At 71.8% G+C, this 16,954-nt stretch carries 9 protein-coding genes and 1 pseudogene; 5 read left to right on the top strand and 5 right to left on the bottom strand.

Translation table 11 applies throughout. The annotated features are described in order from the left end of the window. Positions 1-29 precede the first annotated feature (29 nt). A pseudogene (locus tag BJP60_RS10980) lies at positions 30-1,981 on the bottom strand (anthranilate synthase family protein). 301 nt (positions 1,982-2,282) lie between these two features. Between BJP60_RS10980 and ispG the strand changes: the two are divergent. Together ispG and BJP60_RS10970 are read left to right on the top strand one after the other, a co-directional pair. Then, the gene (gene ispG, locus BJP60_RS10975; RefSeq protein ID WP_203139274.1) at positions 2,283-3,413 is read left to right on the top strand and encodes a flavodoxin-dependent (E)-4-hydroxy-3-methylbut-2-enyl-diphosphate synthase; all 1,131 of its coding nucleotides are present in this window, start codon (positions 2,283-2,285) and stop codon (positions 3,411-3,413) included. 44 nt (positions 3,414-3,457) lie between these two features. Further along, on the top strand, positions 3,458-4,090 hold the full coding sequence (locus tag BJP60_RS10970; protein ID WP_203135790.1) for an SIMPL domain-containing protein: 633 nt from the start codon (positions 3,458-3,460) through the stop codon (positions 4,088-4,090). 78 nt (positions 4,091-4,168) lie between these two features. Here the strand turns inward: BJP60_RS10970 and BJP60_RS10965 are convergent, their stop codons facing one another. Further along, positions 4,169-5,077, bottom strand: coding sequence for an LLM class flavin-dependent oxidoreductase (locus tag BJP60_RS10965; protein WP_203135789.1), 909 nt, complete (start codon positions 5,075-5,077; stop codon positions 4,169-4,171). Between the two features lie 134 nt (positions 5,078-5,211). Here BJP60_RS10965 and BJP60_RS10960 point away from each other — a divergent pair, with 134 nt between their 5' ends. Further along, positions 5,212-5,691 (top strand): small multi-drug export protein, encoded by a 480-nt coding sequence (locus tag BJP60_RS10960; RefSeq protein WP_203135788.1) that lies wholly within the window; start codon positions 5,212-5,214, stop codon positions 5,689-5,691. 4 nt (positions 5,692-5,695) lie between these two features. On the opposite strand, the gene BJP60_RS10955 is transcribed toward BJP60_RS10960, so the two are convergent. The 3 genes from BJP60_RS10955 to BJP60_RS10945 are packed head-to-tail and all read right to left on the bottom strand — an operon-like array spanning position 5,696 to position 9,744. Next, the gene (locus tag BJP60_RS10955) at positions 5,696-7,138 is read right to left on the bottom strand and encodes an RNB domain-containing ribonuclease (protein ID WP_203135787.1); all 1,443 of its coding nucleotides are present in this window, start codon (positions 7,136-7,138) and stop codon (positions 5,696-5,698) included. A gap of 51 nt (positions 7,139-7,189) precedes the next feature. Beyond that, a complete protein-coding gene (locus BJP60_RS10950; RefSeq protein ID WP_203135786.1) occupies positions 7,190-8,806 on the bottom strand; it encodes an ABC transporter permease in 1,617 nt (538 codons plus the stop codon). Continuing rightward, on the bottom strand, positions 8,803-9,744 hold the full coding sequence (locus BJP60_RS10945; RefSeq protein ID WP_203135785.1) for an ABC transporter ATP-binding protein: 942 nt from the start codon (positions 9,742-9,744) through the stop codon (positions 8,803-8,805). The genes BJP60_RS10950 and BJP60_RS10945 overlap by 4 nt, the downstream gene beginning before the upstream one ends. 116 nt (positions 9,745-9,860) lie before the next feature. On the opposite strand from BJP60_RS10945, the gene BJP60_RS10940 reads away from it, so the two are divergent. Continuing rightward, positions 9,861-11,624 (top strand): proline--tRNA ligase, encoded by a 1,764-nt coding sequence (locus BJP60_RS10940; protein ID WP_203135784.1) that lies wholly within the window; start codon positions 9,861-9,863, stop codon positions 11,622-11,624. Positions 11,625-11,840: 216 nt separating this feature from the next. After that, on the top strand, positions 11,841-16,874 hold the full coding sequence (locus BJP60_RS10935; RefSeq protein WP_203135783.1) for an ExeM/NucH family extracellular endonuclease: 5,034 nt from the start codon (positions 11,841-11,843) through the stop codon (positions 16,872-16,874). Positions 16,875-16,954 lie beyond the last annotated feature (80 nt).

Here is a 16,954-nt window from a genome sequence, read left to right as displayed (position 1 = left end):
AGGACCGGGACGGCCCGGACGACCGGAGGCTACGCCACGGCGTGCGTCACGAGGCGCTCGAGCGTGCGCATGCCGTCGCGCGACAGGATCGACTCGAGGTGCCCCTGCACCGAGGCGAAGCCGCGGCCGCGCAGCGCGTACACGTCGCCCGTCTCCGCTTCGGCGGCGATGTCGACGACGCCGACCTCGCCGCAGCGCGTCTCGCTCGGCGTGAGCCGGGAGACGCCCGGCATCACGCGCGCCGTGAAGGTGTTGTAGAAGCCGATCGAGGCGGGCTCGCCGAACACGTCGACCGTCTTCTGCAGCCCCTGGTGCGGGCTCGCGAGGGGTCGGAGGTCGATGCCGATCCGGTCGGCGAGGATCTGATGGCTCAGGCACACCGCGAGCAGGGGGGTGCCGGCCGCGAGTCGGCGGTGCACGAGCTCCCGCATCCGGGCGATGCGCGGGTTCGCGGCGTCCCGCGGATCGCCCGGCCCCGGGCCCGACACGACAAGCTCCGCGGCGTCGATGTCGGCGTCGGCGACCTCGGACCAGTGCGCGATCCGCACGTCCAGGCCGAGGTGGCGCAGCTGATGCGCGAGCATCGTGGTGAAGCGGTCCTCGGCGTCAATCACGAGCGCCGAGCGTCCCGTGAGAGGGCCCGGCTCGGAGCCCTGCGGCTCGAGCCAGAACGGCGCGAGCCGCGCGTTGCGCGACGCGAGCAGCTCCGCGATACGCGGATCCTCCGCCAGCGGGCGCCGCTCGGGGTGGGCTCGTCCGGATCCGGCACGGGCACCTCGCGCGGGACGGCGCCGATCGCGCCGAGCACGCCCGCCGCCTTGCCGTGGGTCTCGGAGACCTCGCCGTCCGGGTTCGAGTGCCGCACGAGCGTCGCGCCCGCAGGCACGCGCAGCCGCCCGTCGACGAGGTACGCCGTGCGGATCAGGATGGGCGCGTCCAGGTCGTGCCCGCCGTCCGCGCGCGGCGTGAACAGCGCCGCGACGCCCGAGTAGTAGCCGCGGGGAGTGCGCTCATGCCGCCGGATCACCGCGCACGCGTTCTGCATGGGCGAGCCCGTCACGGTCGGGGCGAACATCGTCTCGCGCAGGATGTCGCGCGGATCGAGGCGGCTCGTGCCACGCAGCATGTACTCGGTGTGCGTGAGGCGAGACATCTCCTTGAGGTGCGGGCCGGTGATCCGCCCGCCGTCGCTGCACACGGCGCTCATCATCTTGAGCTCCTCATCGACGACCATGAAGAGCTCCTCGGTCTCCTTGGTGTCGGTGAGGAACGCCGCGAGCGTCTCGGCCGTCGCGCCGCCGGCCGGGTGTCGGAACGTGCCGGAGATCGGGTTCATCGTCACGACGCTGGCCTCGCCCGCCGCACCGGTGTGCGCCGTGACGTGGGCCTCCGGGCTCGCGCCGACCGCGATGTGGCCGGGCGTGACGACGGCGAAGGTCCAGTACGCGCCGCGCTCGTGCTGCAGCAGCGCCCGGAACCACGTCAGCGCTGCGATGCGCGGATCCGCGTCCACGCCCGCCGTGTAGTCGCGCCGGATGACGAAGTTCGCGCCCTCGCCGCGTCCGATCTCGTCCGTGATGACGCGGCGCACGATGTCGGCGTACTCGGCGTCGGGGATGTCGAAGCCCGCGTCCGTGAGCGGGATCGTCTCGGTCGGCAGCGCGGCCATCGCGTCCGCGAGATCGATGCGCTCGCGCGCCTCGACCAGCAGGCAGCGCAGCGGAGCACCGTCGTCGTGCGCCTCGAAGCCGCGCTCGCGCACCTGGCGGTAGGGAACGAGGGCGAGCACCTCGCGCGGCGCGCCGACGGCGTCCTGCAGCGGGATGTCGGCGAGCAGCTCGACATCCTGCACGGCTCCGGTCAGCACCTCGACGGCGTCTGCGGAGCCGGACGCGCCCGCCCGCGCGATGAGCGCGAACGACGCGTCGGGATCCGCGGCGAGGCGGTGGATCAGGTCGGCGGTGGGGGTGGGCCCGGTCATCGGGTTCTCCTCGGCGGTGCGGCGGCCTGACATGCAGAAAGACCGCCTGGAGCGGCGGTCTGTTCTCGAGGTTCGCGAAAGCACCGCCTAGGAGGCGGGCCACCAGGAGGTGAGGTTCGCGGACATGCCACGAAACGTACCACAGCGGCGTCGGCTCGGATCGCGCGGGTGCGGCCGCGCGCACGCCGGGTGGCGCTCGCGCGCTCGCGCTCATCCGTGTGTCTGCTGGGTAGCCGCCCTCGTCCAGCCTCGGTTCATCCGCGCGCATTAACCTTGAGGCGTGCCAGCCGTGAACCTCGGGATGCCGCGCGTCCCCGAAACGCTCGCCCCGCGTCGCAAGTCCCGCCAGATCAAGGTGGGCAAGGTGCTCGTCGGGGGCGACGCCCCCGTCAGCGTCCAGTCCATGACGACGACGCCGACGACCGACATCAACGCCACGCTGCAGCAGATCGCCGAGCTCACGGCGTCGGGCTGCGAGATCGTGCGCGTCGCGGTGCCGAGCCAGGACGACGCGGATGTGCTGCACATCATCGCGAAGAAGAGCCAGATCCCGGTCATCGCCGACATCCACTTCCAGCCGAAGTACGTGTTCCAGGCGATCGACGCCGGCTGCGCGGCCGTGCGCGTCAACCCGGGCAACATCCGCAAGTTCGACGACCAGGTCGGCGCGATCGCGCAGGCCGCGCAGGCCGCGGGCGTCTCGCTCCGCATCGGCGTGAACGCCGGATCCCTCGACCGCCGCCTCCTCGAGAAGTACGGCAAGGCGACGCCCGAGGCGCTCGTCGAGTCGGCCGTGTGGGAGGCGAGCCTGTTCGAGGAGCACGACTTCCACGACTTCAAGATCTCGGTCAAGCACAACGACCCGATCGTGATGGTGAAGGCCTACCGCCAGCTCGCCGAGCGTGGCGACTGGCCGCTGCACCTCGGCGTGACCGAGGCGGGCCCGGCGTTCCAGGGCACGATCAAGAGCGCCACGGCGTTCGGCATCCTGCTGGGCGAGGGCATCGGCGACACCATCCGCGTCTCGCTGTCGGCGCCGCCGGCCGAGGAGGTCAAGGTCGGTCACCAGATCCTGCAGTCGCTCAACCTGCGCGAGCGCAAGCTCGAGATCGTCTCGTGCCCGTCGTGCGGCCGCGCGCAGGTCGACGTCTACACGCTGGCCGAGAGCGTCACGGAGGGCCTGAAGGACGTCACCGTCCCGCTGCGCGTCGCGGTCATGGGCTGCGTCGTGAACGGTCCGGGCGAGGCTCGCGAGGCCGACCTCGGCGTCGCGAGCGGCAACGGCAAGGGGCAGATCTTCGTCAAGGGCGAGGTCATCAAGACCGTCCCCGAGGCCGAGATCGTCGAGACGCTGATCCAGGAGGCCCGCCGCATCGCGGACGAGATGGGCCCCGACGCGCAGATCGGCACCGCGCAGGTCGTCACCGCCTGAGCCGGATCCGCCCGAGGCGCGTCGGCGGCGAATAGGCTCCGGCCATGGTCGCCATCACGGTCGAGGGATCTCACCGCCTGACGCAGCAGGCCGAGCGCGGGGTGCTCGCGCTCGACATCGCCGCGCACGGCGAGGATCGCGACGACGTCGTGCGCCGCCACGCGCGGCTGCACGACGAGCTCGCGGGGATCGCGCGCGCCCGGCGCGAAGGCGGCGCCGCGGCGGCGTTCGACATCGGCAGCCCGTGGGCGTGGGCGGACGCTCCCACCGCGGCTCCGGATCGGACCGGCACGCCGATCCATCACGTCACGTCGACCGTCACGATCACCTTCACCGACCTCGCCGCGCTCGCGGTCGACGTGGCGGCCTTCGCCGCGCGTGCCGACCTCGGCGTCCAGCCCGTGCGCTGGGAGCTGTCTGACGAGACCCGGGAGGGCCTGCTCGACGCGGCTCGCGGCCTCGCCGTGCAGGATGCGGTGCGTCGCGCCCGGTCGTACGCGGCCGCGATCCGGCCCGGAGAGGACGTCGAGCCCGCGCTCGCGAGCGTCACCGAGCGCCAGGTGCACGGCGGCGGCCCCGGCGTGCCGATGTTCGCCCGCGCGGACGCCGCCGGCATCGCCTTCACGACGCCCGAGATCGACGTCGAAGCCGCGATCGTCGCGACGTTCGAGCTCTGACGGCTCCGGCCCCGGGCCGTCTGCCGCAATCTGCCGCCATCCGCCCGCGGAAAGCGGCAGTTCGCGGCAAACGGCGGCTCAGGCGACCATCGCGGCGACCTCCGTCAGGAAGCGGTCGCCCAGGTCGTCGATCTTCGCCACGTCGCTCAGCGATGTGAGCGGCAGGATGAACTCGTCCACCCCGGCCTCGGCGTACGCGCCCATCAGATCGACGATCTCGGTCGCGCTGCCGCCGATCGCCGGCCGTCCCTTGGCCGCGATCTCGTCGGCCCGCGCCCTGTCGTCGAAGAACACGAGCGCCTGCGTCGTGCGCCACAGCGAGGCGGACTCGCGGCCGGCGTCCTCGAGCGCGGCGGTGAAGATCCGGTTCTTCTGCGCGAACACCTCGGGCGTCGACCACATGTTCCACTCGTCGGCGTAGCGCGCGACGAGCTTCGGCATGACCTTCTCGCCCTTGCCGCCGATCAGGATCGGCAGCGTCGCGTGCGGCTTCGGGTTCAGCGAGGCGTGCTCCAGGCGGTAACGCTCGCCTTCGAAGTCGGTGAACTCCTGGTCCCGCAGCGAGCTCCACACCTGCAGCGCCTCACGGAACCACCGGATGCGGCTCGGCACGTCGGCGAACTCGAGCCCGAACGCCCTGTGCTCGTTCTCCTGCCAGCCGGCGCCCACCCCGAGCACGAACCGCCCGTCAGCGATGTCGCTGAGCGCTGCGGCCTGCTTCGCCACGACCGCCGGGTGACGGTACGTGTTGCCGAGCACGAGGGACCCGATCCGGACGTCGGGGACGGTCGCGGCGAGGGCGGTCAGCTGGGTGAGGCACTCGCCGCGCGCGCCGTCGTTGGGCTCCGGGGTGTTGTCCATGAAGTGGTCCTCGAGCCACAGACCCCGCCATCGGGCGGCGCCGGACGTCGCGCCGGCGGCGTGGATCGCGGCGGCGCGGAGGTCGCGCCAGGGCAGGTTCGCGGGGAGCCACAGACTGAACTTCATGCTCCCGAGCGTAGCCAGCGGAGGCGGGTGCGGATCCGCCGGACGACGGATCAGGATCCGCCCAGCGGGGGAGGCGCGGCCGGTGCGGGCGTTCCTAGCATCGGAGCAGACCGCCGAACAGAGGAGAATCCCCCGTGCTCGACAGCCTGCAGTCCTTCACCGAGTCGCTGCCGCCCGCCCTGCAGTGGCTGGGGGTGATCCTGCTCGGCGCGATCCCGTTCGTCGAGTCGTACTTCGGCTCGTTCGTCGGCGTGCTCGCGGGCCTGTCGCCCTGGGTCGCGGTGCCCGCCGCCATCATCGGCAACGTGATCTCGATGCTGATCTTCGTGCTCGGCGCGCACGGCGTGCGGAAGGCGGCGACCCGCAACCGGGAGGCCCCGGCCCTCTCACCGCGCCGCGCGAAGCTCAAGGAGCGCCTGGAGCGGTTCGGAGTGCCCGGCGTGAGCCTGCTGGGTCAGCTCGTGCTGCCCAGCCAGATCACGTCCGCCGCGATCGTCGGTTTCGGCGCGTCCCGGAACGCCGTCATCTTCTGGCAGGTGATCTCGATCGTGCTGTGGGGCGTCGTCTTCGGCGTGCTCGCGATGCTGGGCGTGCAGGCGATCACCCGCTTCTGACGTCTCAGGCGGCCGCGAACGTGACGCGCCCATCGGCGATGTCGGCGGATGTCACGCGCACGCGGATCGCGGATCCCGGATCGTGCGCGTCGGACGTCGAGGCGGTCACGAAGGGCTGCGCCAGCTGGATGCGCGAGCCGCCACGGGACTGCGAGACGACGACCGCGTCGAACTCATCGCCGATGCGCGCATGCAGCACGGCGGCCTCGACGCGGTCGACCGCGCCGGATTCGAGGCGGCTTGCGAGCGATCCGGATCGGCGCATCGCATCCGGGAGGTCGGCGAGCGCCTCGCGCGCCCACGGCGGCGCATCCGTGCACATCGCCAGGACGAACCGGTCGACGAGCCGGCGCAGCGGTGCGGTCGTGTGGGCGTACGCCGCGCCGATCGCGGCCTGCACGGGCTGTGCCGGCGTCTCGCCGTCGAACGCGACGTAGTCCGCGCCGCGGAACAGGCCGCTCGCGGCCTGCATGATGGCGGGCGCTGCGGGGTCCGCGTGATCCACCTGCCGCAGGTACTCCCCGTACGGCATGCCGTCCGGCCACGGGTGTCCGATCGCCGCCACGCGGCGGCGGAACTCGGCGATCGCGTCGTCGTCGGCGGGCGGCAGCGTGCGCAGGATCCCCGTCCCGCGCTCCAGCATGATGGCGGCGGCCGCCATGCCCGTCATGAGCGAGATCTGCGCGTTCCAGTCCTCGATCGCCAGGGTGGCGCGCGCCTGCAGCGCATAGCCGTCCGGCGTCGCGACGATCTCCTCCTCGGGCGAATTCAAGCTGGCCCCGCCGCGCGCGGCCTCCCGCGCGATCAGCGCGGGGCCCACCTCCGCGAGCAGCGCGATCGAGTCGGGCGCGGTGCCCTCATCGACGGCGGCCTGCGCCTCGCGGTATGTCCACTGCCGCCGCGAGCGCACCCACGCCCGCACGGGAGGCCGCGCGGGCTCGCGCAGCGCACCGTCGGCGTCGAGGGCGAACCGCCACACGTACGCCCGCCGATCCTGCTCGGGGAGCAGCGACGCCGCGCCGTGCGACAGCGCCTCGGGATGGAGCGGAACGGAGCCGTCCGGCGCATACAGGGTCTGCCCGCGCAGCCGCGTCTCCGCGTCGATCGCCCCTCCCGGCCGGACGAACGCGGCGAGATCGGCGATCGCGTAGTGGACGATCCACCCCGATCCGTTCCCGGCGGATCCGTCCCGCTCGATCGCGAGCGCCTGATCCAGATCGCGCGAGCCCTCCGGATCGATCGTGTGGAAATCGACGTCCCGCAGGTCGGCGCGAGCCGAATCCGATCCGTCGACCGCCGTCCCGGACGCGACCACCTCCTTGGCCTCCGCGACCACATCGGCCGGGAAGGCCTCGGGCAGCTCGAGCTCTCGCCGCAGCAGCGCGAGGGACTCGGCGAGTGCGGTCTGGACGGCGGACGGCGACAGGTGCGCGTGGCGGGCCGGCATGCGGCAAGCCTATTCACCGCGCTCCATGCGTCCAGGAGGCGTGAACCCGGCTCACCCGGCGAGCTCGCGCCGCCGCATGGCGGCGAGCGCCGCGGCGGTGAGAGCCGCCGCGACGCCGAGCATCCAGATCCCGCCGGTCCAATCCGTGTCGCCGCCCGCGGGGACGGGGGAGTGGGCGAAGGGCGACAGGTCGACCACGCCGTCCGGCAGGCCGAACAGCGGGCCGAAGAACCCCACGACGGCCGCCAGTCCCACGAGAGCCCACGCGAGGGCCGTGATCGGCCGGGGGAGCAGGGCGACCCCCACGAGCGTGACGCCGAGGAACACGGCAGCGGCGGGCGCCTGCGCGGCGGCGGCCTCGATCACGAGCGGGACGAGCGACTCCGCGCGGTCCGTCGCGGTGGCGCCGAGCGCGCCGGCCGCGCCGGCGGCGGCCAGCACGACGATCACGACGATCGCCCCGACGGCGCCGTACTCGGCGAGCCAGCGGACGCGCGACACCGGTGTGGCGAGCACGGCGTCCGCCGTGCCGTGCGTCTCCTCCTGCCGTGCCCGCAGCCCGACCTGCACGGCGCAGCACGCCGCGAGGATGCCCACCATGCCGTAGAACGTGCCGACGAACGCCTCCTCGATCGATGCGTCGGCGCCGATCGTGCGCTGCAGGGTCTCGACCACCGCGGGCACGTCGCCCGCGAGCTGGTCGATCGCGCCCGTCAGCGACGTCGCCAGCAGACCCGTCGCGATGCCGCCCGCCGCCCAGGCGGCGAGCACGGGGAGGCTCAGGCGCCACGCCAGGCCGCCCGACGAGCGCAGCAGCAGGCCCGCCCGCGCCCGGCCCGCGCCGGCGCGGACCAGGCTCGCGCCCTGATCGCGCACGGCCTGCAGGCCGAACACCAGCGCCACCAGCAGCGCCCCGAACGCGACCGGCACGATGAGCGGCGTCAGGTCGTTCTCCACGTACGCACCCGTGAGCTGCCCGTAGCCGATCGGCGACAGCAGGGCGGGCCACGCGGGCTCGACATGCATCAGGTCGGCGGACGGCGTGCCGGCCGCGTCTCCGATGCCGCGCAGCAGGTACGCCGCCAGCACCGCGGCCACGGATGCGCCGTTCGCGCCGCGCGGCGTGCGGAACAGCTGCGCCGCGAGCAGTCCGATCCCGAGGAACGCCACTCCGGTCGCCGCGAGGGCGATGCCGAACACCACGGACCCGCCGGGCTCGAGACCGGCCACGGTCAGTCCCGCCGCGGTCAGCGCGCCGAGCGCCGCGTTCGCGAGCAGGCCGTGGATCACCGTGGCGGCCAACGGCAGCATGCGCCCCGCGGGCGTGGCCGAGACGAGCTCGGCGCGACCGCGCTCCTCCTCCATGCGCGTGTGCCGCACCGCGAGGAACGTCGTCATGAGCCCGCCCATCAGGGCGATCCACGAGAACATCAGGAAGAACGCGAAAGCGCCGTCGCCGACCCCGTTCGGCGTGCCGCGGAAGATCAGGATCGTCCGGGTCGCGACGGCCACGGCCAGGATCTCCCGTCGGTCCTCCTCGTCCCCGAACGTCTCGAACACCGCCGCCACGGCCGCGGTCGCGAGCCCGGCCGTGCCGGCGACCCACAGCGTCAGCTGCAGCCAGTCGCGTCGGGCGCGCTGGCGCAGGAGAACCGACAGGATTCTCATGCGCGCGCGTGGTCCCCGACGCGTTCGAGCTCGTCGCCGTAGTGCCGCAGGAAGAGCTCCTCGAGCGACGCGGGCGCGACCGTCACGCCCAACGCGCGCAGGCGCACCAGCTCGGCGAGGGCGCCGGGCATCGCATCGGCGTCGACCGCGAGCGTCACCCGCCCGCCCTCGCGCACGACATCGTGCGCTCCCGGCAGCGCGGCCAGCGACCGCTCGGCCCCCGAGCCGAGCCCGTCGTCCGAGAACGACACGCTCGTGCGCGTGAGGTGGCGGAGCTCCGCGAGAGTGCCGGACTCGACGAGCGCGCCTTGGCGGATGATCGACACGCGCGTGCACAGCTGCTCGACCTCGCTGAGGATGTGACTGGACAGCAGCACCGTCGCGCCGTCGCTCGCCGCTCGCCGCACCTCGCGATTGAAGACCTGCTCCATGAGCGGATCCAGCCCGCTCGTCGGCTCGTCGAAGATGTACAGCTCGGCGGGCGTCGCGAACGCCGCGATCAGCGCGGCCTTCTGGCGATTGCCCTTCGAGTACGCGCGACCCTTCTTGCGGGGATCGAACTCGAACACATCGATCAGGCGCGATCGCTCGCGGTCGTACGCGGCGCGATCGCGCCTTCCGCCGCGCAGATTCCCGAGCAGGTCGATCGCCTCTCCGCCCGACAGGTTCGGCCACAGGCTCACGTCGCCGGGGACGTACGCGATGCGGCGATGCAGGCGGGCGGCCTCGCGCCAAGGGTCCGCGTCGAACACCGAGACCCTCCCGGAGGTCGCCCGCGCGAGTCCGAGCAGGATGCGGATCGTGGTGGACTTCCCGGCGCCGTTCGGGCCCAGGAAGCCGTGCACCTCGCCGGGCTCGACCATGAGGTCGAGCCCGGCGAGAGCGTGGACGCGGCCGTAGCGCTTGACGAGGCCTTCCGTGCGGATCACTGCCGTCATGGCGCCGAGGTTACTGAGCCGCATCCGATCCGGAAACGGCCCTTGCGGAACCCGCTCGCCCGTCGTGGACGGAATCCGCCCGGTGGCGGGCGGGCGGATCCATAGACTGGACGCCTATGGTCACGCGGCTCACTTCCTTCTTCTTCCGCTCCCTCCGGGAGGACCCCGCCGACGCGGAGGTCACCAGCCACCGTCTGCTCGTGCGTGCGTCGTACATCCGCCGACAGGCGCCGGGCATCTTCGCGTGGCTGCCGCTCGGCCTGCGGGTCAAGGCGAAGCTCGAGCAGATCGTGCGCGAGGAGATGGCCGCGGCCGGCGCGCAGGAGGTGCACTTCCCCGCGCTCATGCCGCGCGAGCCCTATGAGGCGACGGGCCGCTGGACCGAGTACGGCGACGGCATCTTCCGCCTCAAGGACCGCAGCGACGCCGACTACCTGCTCGCACCCACGCACGAGGAGGCGTTCACTCTGCTCGTGAAGGACCTGTACTCGTCGTACAAGGACCTGCCGCTGACGATCTACCAGATCCAGGACAAGTACCGCGACGAGGCCCGACCCCGCGCGGGCCTGCTGCGCGGCCGCGAGTTCACGATGAAGGACGCCTACTCGTTCGATTACTCGGACGAGGGCCTCGACGCCTCCTACGAGGCGCAGCGCGCCGCGTACGAGCGCATCTTCCAGCGCCTCGGCATGGAGTACGTGATCGTCAAGGCCGACGCGGGCGCGATGGGCGGCTCGAAGTCCGAGGAGTTCCTGCACCCGACCCCGATCGGCGAGGACACGTTCGTCCGCTCGGAGGGCGGCTACACCGCGAACGTCGAGGCGTTCGAGACCACCGCCCCCGATGCGCTGCCGATCCCGGATGGCGTGCCCGTCGTCTTCGACTCGCCGCAGACCCCGACGATCCAGACGCTCGTGGATCACCTCAACGCCCACATCGACAAACCCGCGACGGGGGAGTGGGCGGCCGAGCACACGCTGAAGAACGTCGTCCTCGCGCTCGTTCACCCCGACAAGACGCGCGAGCTCGTGATCATCGGCGTCCCCGGCGACCGCGACGTGGACGCCAAGCGCGTCGAGGCGGCCTTCGCGCCCGCCGAGGTCGAGCAGGCGACCGAGGCCGACTTCGCGCGGCACCCCGCGCTCGTGAAGGGCTACATCGGGCCCTGGTCGCCGCAGGGCGCCGTGCTGGGCGAGGAGTCGGCGAGCGGGATCCGCTATGTCGTGGATCCGCGCGTGGTCGACGGCACCGCCTGGGTCACGGGTGCGAACGAGCACGAGAAGCACCTGCACTCGCTCGTCTACGGGCGGGACTTCACGGCCGACGGCGTCGTGGATGTCGCCACGGTGCGCGAGGGCGACATCGCGCCCGACGGCACGCCCATCAGGCTCGAGCGCGGCATGGAGATCGGGCACGTCTTCCAGCTCGGCCGGAAGTACGCCGAGGCCCTCGGACTCAAGGTGCTGGACCAGAACGGCAAGCTCGTGACGGTGACGATGGGCTCGTACGGCATCGGCATCACCCGCATCCTCGCCGCGATCGCCGAGCTCAACAACGACGACAAGGGGCTGATCTGGCCCGCGGCCGTGGCGCCGTTCGACGTGCACGTGGTGGCGACGGGGAAGGGCGACGACGCGCTGAACCTGGGCGAGGAGGTCGTCGCGCAGCTCGAGGCCGCCGGCCTCGACGTGCTGTTCGACGACCGGCCGAAGGTCTCGCCCGGCGTGAAGTTCGGCGACGCCGAGCTGATCGGCGTGCCGCAGCTCCTCGTCGTCGGCCGCGGAGCCGCCGAGGGCGAGGTCGAGCTCTGGGACCGTCGCTCGGGAGACCGCGAGGTCGTGCCCGCGGCGGAGGCCGTCGCGCGCCTCACCGCCCGCTGATCGGATGACGAGTACGCGACGCCCCGGCCGGAGACGGCCGGGGTGTCGTGCTTTATATCGGCTTGTTCGCCGAGTCGTAACCTCACCGCCAGCAGGCGGAAACGGGTCGGGGTGAGAGTGGGGGAGTTCTGCCCGCGGAAATGTCGGCGGAGCGTGATTCGCTGATGTTCTGACATCCCCGTCTGCCCCTTCCACCCTCTTCGAGCCGGAGACCCCATGTCTTTGAACGGTCCGGCCCCGGCGCGTCGTCGCGCCGCGGCCATCGCGAGCGCCGCCCTCACGGCCGGCTGCCTCGCGTCCTTCGTCCCCACGGCGGCGTTCGCCGCACCCGACGGCAGCACGCTCGTCATCAACGAGGTCTACGGCGGGGGCGGCAACAGCGGCGCCGCGTACACGCACGACTTCGTCGAGCTGTACAACCCGACCGACGAGGCCGTCAGCCTCGAGGGCCTCAGCCTCAACTACTGGTCCGCCGCCGGCGGATCGGGCGGTGGCGTAGCCCTGCGGGGCACGGTCGCCGCGCGCGATCACTTCCTCGTGCAGCTCGCTGCGGGCAACGGCAACGGCCAGCCCCTGCCGGCGGCCGACCAGGTCGCGAGCGCGCCGAACATGTCCGGCACGACGGGTCGACTGTTCCTCCTCCCGACCACGGCCGTGTACGCGGGCGCCACGGGCGACGCGGCCGGCCGTGACGACATCATCGACATGATCGGCTGGGGTTCGGGCGCCGCCACGTTCGAGACCGCGCCCGCGCCCGGCACGACCAACGGCACGAGCATCGCGCGCGCCGAGAACGGCGCCGACAGCGACTCCAACGCCGCGGACTTCGCAGCCGGTGCGCCGACCCCGCAGAAGTCCGGCGAGGCCACGCCCGACCCGGAGCCCACCTCGACGCCGACCCCGTCGCCCACGCCGACCGAGACGGCTGCGCCCTCGACGGTCGCGATCCGCGACGTGCAGGGAACCGGCGAGACGTCGCCGCTGAACGGCCGGACGGCCACGGTCGAGGGCGTCGTGACCGCCGACTACCGCACCGGCGGCTTCAACGGCTTCTACATCCAGGACCCGGCGGGCGACCCCGCAGACGGCAAGTCCGACGCGCTGTTCATCTACGGAGCGAACGCGCGCGCCGAGATCGGTCAGAGCGTCCGCGTCACGGGCCCCGTCACCGAGTACCAGGGCACCACCGAGATCACCCCCGCCGCGGGCGGCGTCACGGTGCTCGCCGAGAGCCTCGGCACCGTGGCCCCCCTCTCCGACTGGGCGCTCATCGACACCCCCGTCGAGAAGGAGGCGCACGAGGGCGAGCTCATCCAGCCCGCCACGCCGTTCACCGTCTCGGACAACTACGACGCGAACTACTACGGATCGTTCGGCCTCGCCCACGGCGAGGGAGCGCTCAAGACGCCCACCGAGCACGCCGACGCCGACGACACCGCGGGCCTCGCGGCGATCGTCGCGGAGAACGACGCGCGCCGGATCACGCTCGACGACGGCTCGACCACCAACTTCAACAGCACGGCGAACAAGGGCACGCCGCTGCCGTACCTGACGCCGGACAACCCGGTGCGCGTCGGCTCGACGACGACGTTCCACGAGCCCGTCGTGCTCGAGTACCGCTTCAACGCGTGGAACTTCCAGCCGACCACGCCGGTCACGGACGACGGCACCGACGTCGTGACCTTCAGCGACACGCGCACGCCGAACCTGCAGCCGCAGGACGTCGGCGGCGACATCCGCCTCGCCTCGTTCAACGTGCTCAACTACTTCCCGACCACGGCCGAGGAGTATGAGAACGAGCTCGGCGGCTCCTGCTCGACGTACAACGACCGCGCGGGCGACCCCGTCACGGCGAACGACTGCGGCGACACCGGCCCGCGCGGCGCCGCGGAGGCCGAGGACTTCGAGCGCCAGGAGATCAAGATCGTCAAGGCGATCAACGGTCTCGGCGCCTCGATCGTCTCGCTCGAGGAGATCGAGAACTCCGCGCACTACGGCAAGGACCGCGACTTCGCGGTCGAGACGCTCGTCGACGCGCTGAACGAGAACGCCGGATCGGACGTGTGGGCCTTCGTCCCGTCGCCCGCGACGGTTCCCGCGGTCGCGCAGGAGGACGTCATCCGCACGGCGTTCATCTACAAGCCGGCCGACGTGGCCCCGGTGGGCGACTCGCGCATCCTGATCGACGAGGAGAACTTCGACAACGCGCGAGAGCCGCTCTTCCAGGCGTTCAAGCCGGCGGACGGCGGCGACGACCAGGCCTTCCTGGTGTCGGTGAACCACTTCAAGTCGAAGGGCTCCGGCGTCGACGACGGCACCGGGCAGGGCAACGCCAACCCGGACCGGGTCGGTCAGGCTGAGGCGCTCGTCGCCTTCACCGAGCAGGTGCAGGCCGAGACCGGCATCGAGGCCGTGTTCCACGCGGGTGACTTCAACGCCTACGCGATGGAGGACCCGGTGCAGGTCATCGAGCAGGCGGGCTACACCGACGTCAACGTCGCCCTCAACGGCGGCGAGGCGACGTACAACTTCGACGGCATGGATGGATCGCTCGACCACATCTTCGCCAACGAGGCCGCGTTCGAGATGGTCACGGGCGTCGACGTCTGGCAGATCAACGCGCAGGAGCAGGTCGGCTTCGAGTACAGCCGTCACAACTACAACGCGACGATCCTGTACGACGACTCGGTGTTCCGCGCGAGTGACCACAACCCCGAGATCGTGGGTCTGGACCTGGCGGCCGCGGATGAGCCGATCGAGCTCGATCTCGTGAACATCAACGACTTCCACGGCCGGATCGACGGCAACACGCTCGCCTTCGCCAAGACCGTGCAGGACCTGAAGGCGCAGAACGCCGACGGCACCGTCTTCGTGTCGGCGGGCGACAACATCGGCGCATCCCTGTTCGCCTCGGCGACGCAGAAGGACCAGCCGACGATCGACGTGCTGAACGCCCTCGGACTCGAGGCATCGGCCGTGGGCAACCACGAGTTCGATGCGGGTTACGCCGATCTCATCGAGCGCGTCGCCCCCGCCTCCGAGTACAGCGACCTGGGCGCGAACGTCTACGAGAAGGGCACCGAGACACCGGCGCTCGACGAGTACGACATCGTGACGGTCGACGGCGTCGACATCGGCTTCGTCGGCGTGGTCACGGACACGACGCCCACCCTGGTGAGCGGTTCGGGCATCGCCGGCATCGAGTTCGGCGACCCGGTCGACGCGCTCAACCGCGTCACCGAGCAGCTGCTCGACGATGACGCCGCCAACGGCGAGGCCGACCTGGTCGTCGCTCTCGTGCACGAAGGCGCCGGCGCGGGCACGCCCGACGGCTCCACCATCGAGGAGGAGGTCGCCGCGGGCGGTGTCTTCGCGAAGATCGTGACGGAGACCGACCCGCGAGTCGCCGCCATCCTGACGGGCCACACCCACAAGCAGTACGCGTGGGACGCCCCGATCACCGGCACGACGGACACCCGCCCCATCATCCAGACGGGCAGCTACGGCGAGTTCCTCGGTCACGTCTCGCTGACCGTCGACCCGACGACGTCCGAGGTGCTCGACTACGAGGTCGAGAACGTCAAGCGCGGCGCGGCTCCGACCGCGGACGAGCTCGCGGCCGACGCGGTGCTCGCCGAGGTCAAGGAGATCGTCGACGCGGCGCTGGCGTACGCGGCCGAGGTCGGCAACCAGCCGATCGCCGAGGTCACGGCCGACATCACGACCGCCTTCGCCGGCGGCTCGTACGTGAACGGAGCGTGGACCGGGGGATCGCGCGACGACCGCGCGAGCGAGTCGGCGCTGGGCAACCTGGTGGCCGACTCGCTCGTCGACGCGCTGTCGTCGCCCGAGCGCGGCGGTGCCGAGATCGGCGTCGTGAACCCCGGTGGTCTGCGCAACGAGCTGCTTTACGAGAGCAGCTCGGTGGGCGAGGGCGACGGTGTCGTGACGTACGCCGAGGCCAACGCGGTGCTGCCGTTCGTCAACAACCTGTGGACGACGACGCTGACCGGTGAGCAGCTCGACCAGCTGCTCGAGCAGCAGTGGCAGACCACGACCGAGGGCGGCACCACGCGTCCCTCGCGTCCGTACCTGGCGCTCGGTCTGTCGGAGAACGTGACCTGGGTCGCCGACACGGCCGACCCCAACGCGGCGCCCGGCGACCACGTCGACGCGATCTACATCGACGGCGAGCTCGTCCAGCCGGACGACGAGATCCGCGTGGGCACGTTCTCGTTCCTCGCGGCCCCGGCGGCCACGGCGGGCGACAACTTCTTCGCCTTCCAGCACGGCACGAACCCGACCGACTCGGGTCTCGTCGACCGTGACGCGTGGATCGCGTACCTGTCCGAGAGCTCGCCGCTCTCGCCGTCCTTCGCCCGCACCCGCGCGGTGTCGGCGGGCACGTCGCCGTCGGCGGAGGCGGGCGGCACCGCGACCGTCGCGCTGTCCTCGCTCGATCTGACCTCGCTCGGCTCGCCGCAGAACACGTCGGTCGAGGTGCGCCTGGACGGCGCCTCGATCGGCACGCTGCCGGTGACGAACGGCGCGGTCTCGGGCACGGTCACCGTGCCGGCGGCCACCACGCCGGGCGCGCACACGCTCGAGGTGGTCGCGGCGCCCTCGGGCACCACGGTGCGCCTGCCGCTCACCGTCACGGCTCCGGCGGACGCGAAGGCGCCGACCGTCACGGTGAAGATCGACACCATCGGGTCGGACGGCGTGTACGAGAAGGTCAGCTTCAAGCTGTTCGACGAGGGGCTGATCGATCGCATCGTGCTCAACGGCGTCGAGAAGGACCTCACGGACGCGAAGTGGAGCGACCTGAACGGCATCGCCCCCGGTGTGTTCGGAGCGGTCCTCGGCGAGAACACGCTCGAGGTCTTCGACGTCGCCGGCAACGTGACCACGATCGAGTTCACGCTCGTCGAGCCGGCGCCGGAGTACCCCGAGTGGGAGAAGGGCAAGGTCTACACCGGCGGCGACATCGTGTCCTACAAGGGCACGCTGTACAAGGCGCAGTGGTGGACGAAGGACAAGCCCGGCACGTCGACGACCGGCTCGTGGATGGAGCTCGGCGAGATGACCGCGTGCGCCGAGGGCGACGTCGCGGCATGGACCCGCTCGATGGTCTACGCGGGCGGCGAGCACGTCGTGCACAAGGGCAAGGTCTACGAGGCCAAGTGGTGGACGCGCGACCAGAAGCCCGGCGGCAAGAACGGTCCGTGGGAGCTGATCGGCACCTGCTGATCGCCCGATCCGCCTGACCAGCGACGGCCCCGTCACCCATCGAGGTGGCGGGGCCCTCGCCGTTCCGGCGAGACTAGGAC

Origin of the sequence: Microbacterium sp. JZ31 (assembly GCF_016805985.1) — a bacterium.
Taxonomy (GTDB): domain Bacteria; phylum Actinomycetota; class Actinomycetes; order Actinomycetales; family Microbacteriaceae; genus Microbacterium.
Note: the sequence above shows the minus strand (reverse complement) of the source record. Positions and strands in the feature narration are given on the sequence as shown.

What these genes read in the sequence shown, in the direction of transcription:
- BJP60_RS10955 (WP_203135787.1), bottom strand. Translation starts at nt 7,138, where the DNA reads ATGCCGGCCCGCCACGCGCACCTGTCGCCGTCCGCCGTCCAGACCGCA.
- BJP60_RS10940 (WP_203135784.1), top strand. Translation starts at nt 9,861, where the DNA reads ATGGTCACGCGGCTCACTTCCTTCTTCTTCCGCTCCCTCCGGGAGGAC.
- BJP60_RS10970 (WP_203135790.1), top strand. Translation starts at nt 3,458, where the DNA reads ATGGTCGCCATCACGGTCGAGGGATCTCACCGCCTGACGCAGCAGGCC.
- BJP60_RS10945 (WP_203135785.1), bottom strand. Translation starts at nt 9,744, where the DNA reads ATGACGGCAGTGATCCGCACGGAAGGCCTCGTCAAGCGCTACGGCCGC.
- BJP60_RS10935 (WP_203135783.1), top strand. Translation starts at nt 11,841, where the DNA reads ATGTCTTTGAACGGTCCGGCCCCGGCGCGTCGTCGCGCCGCGGCCATC.
- ispG (WP_203139274.1), top strand. Translation starts at nt 2,283, where the DNA reads ATGCCGCGCGTCCCCGAAACGCTCGCCCCGCGTCGCAAGTCCCGCCAG.
- BJP60_RS10965 (WP_203135789.1), bottom strand. Translation starts at nt 5,077, where the DNA reads ATGAAGTTCAGTCTGTGGCTCCCCGCGAACCTGCCCTGGCGCGACCTC.
- BJP60_RS10950 (WP_203135786.1), bottom strand. Translation starts at nt 8,806, where the DNA reads ATGAGAATCCTGTCGGTTCTCCTGCGCCAGCGCGCCCGACGCGACTGG.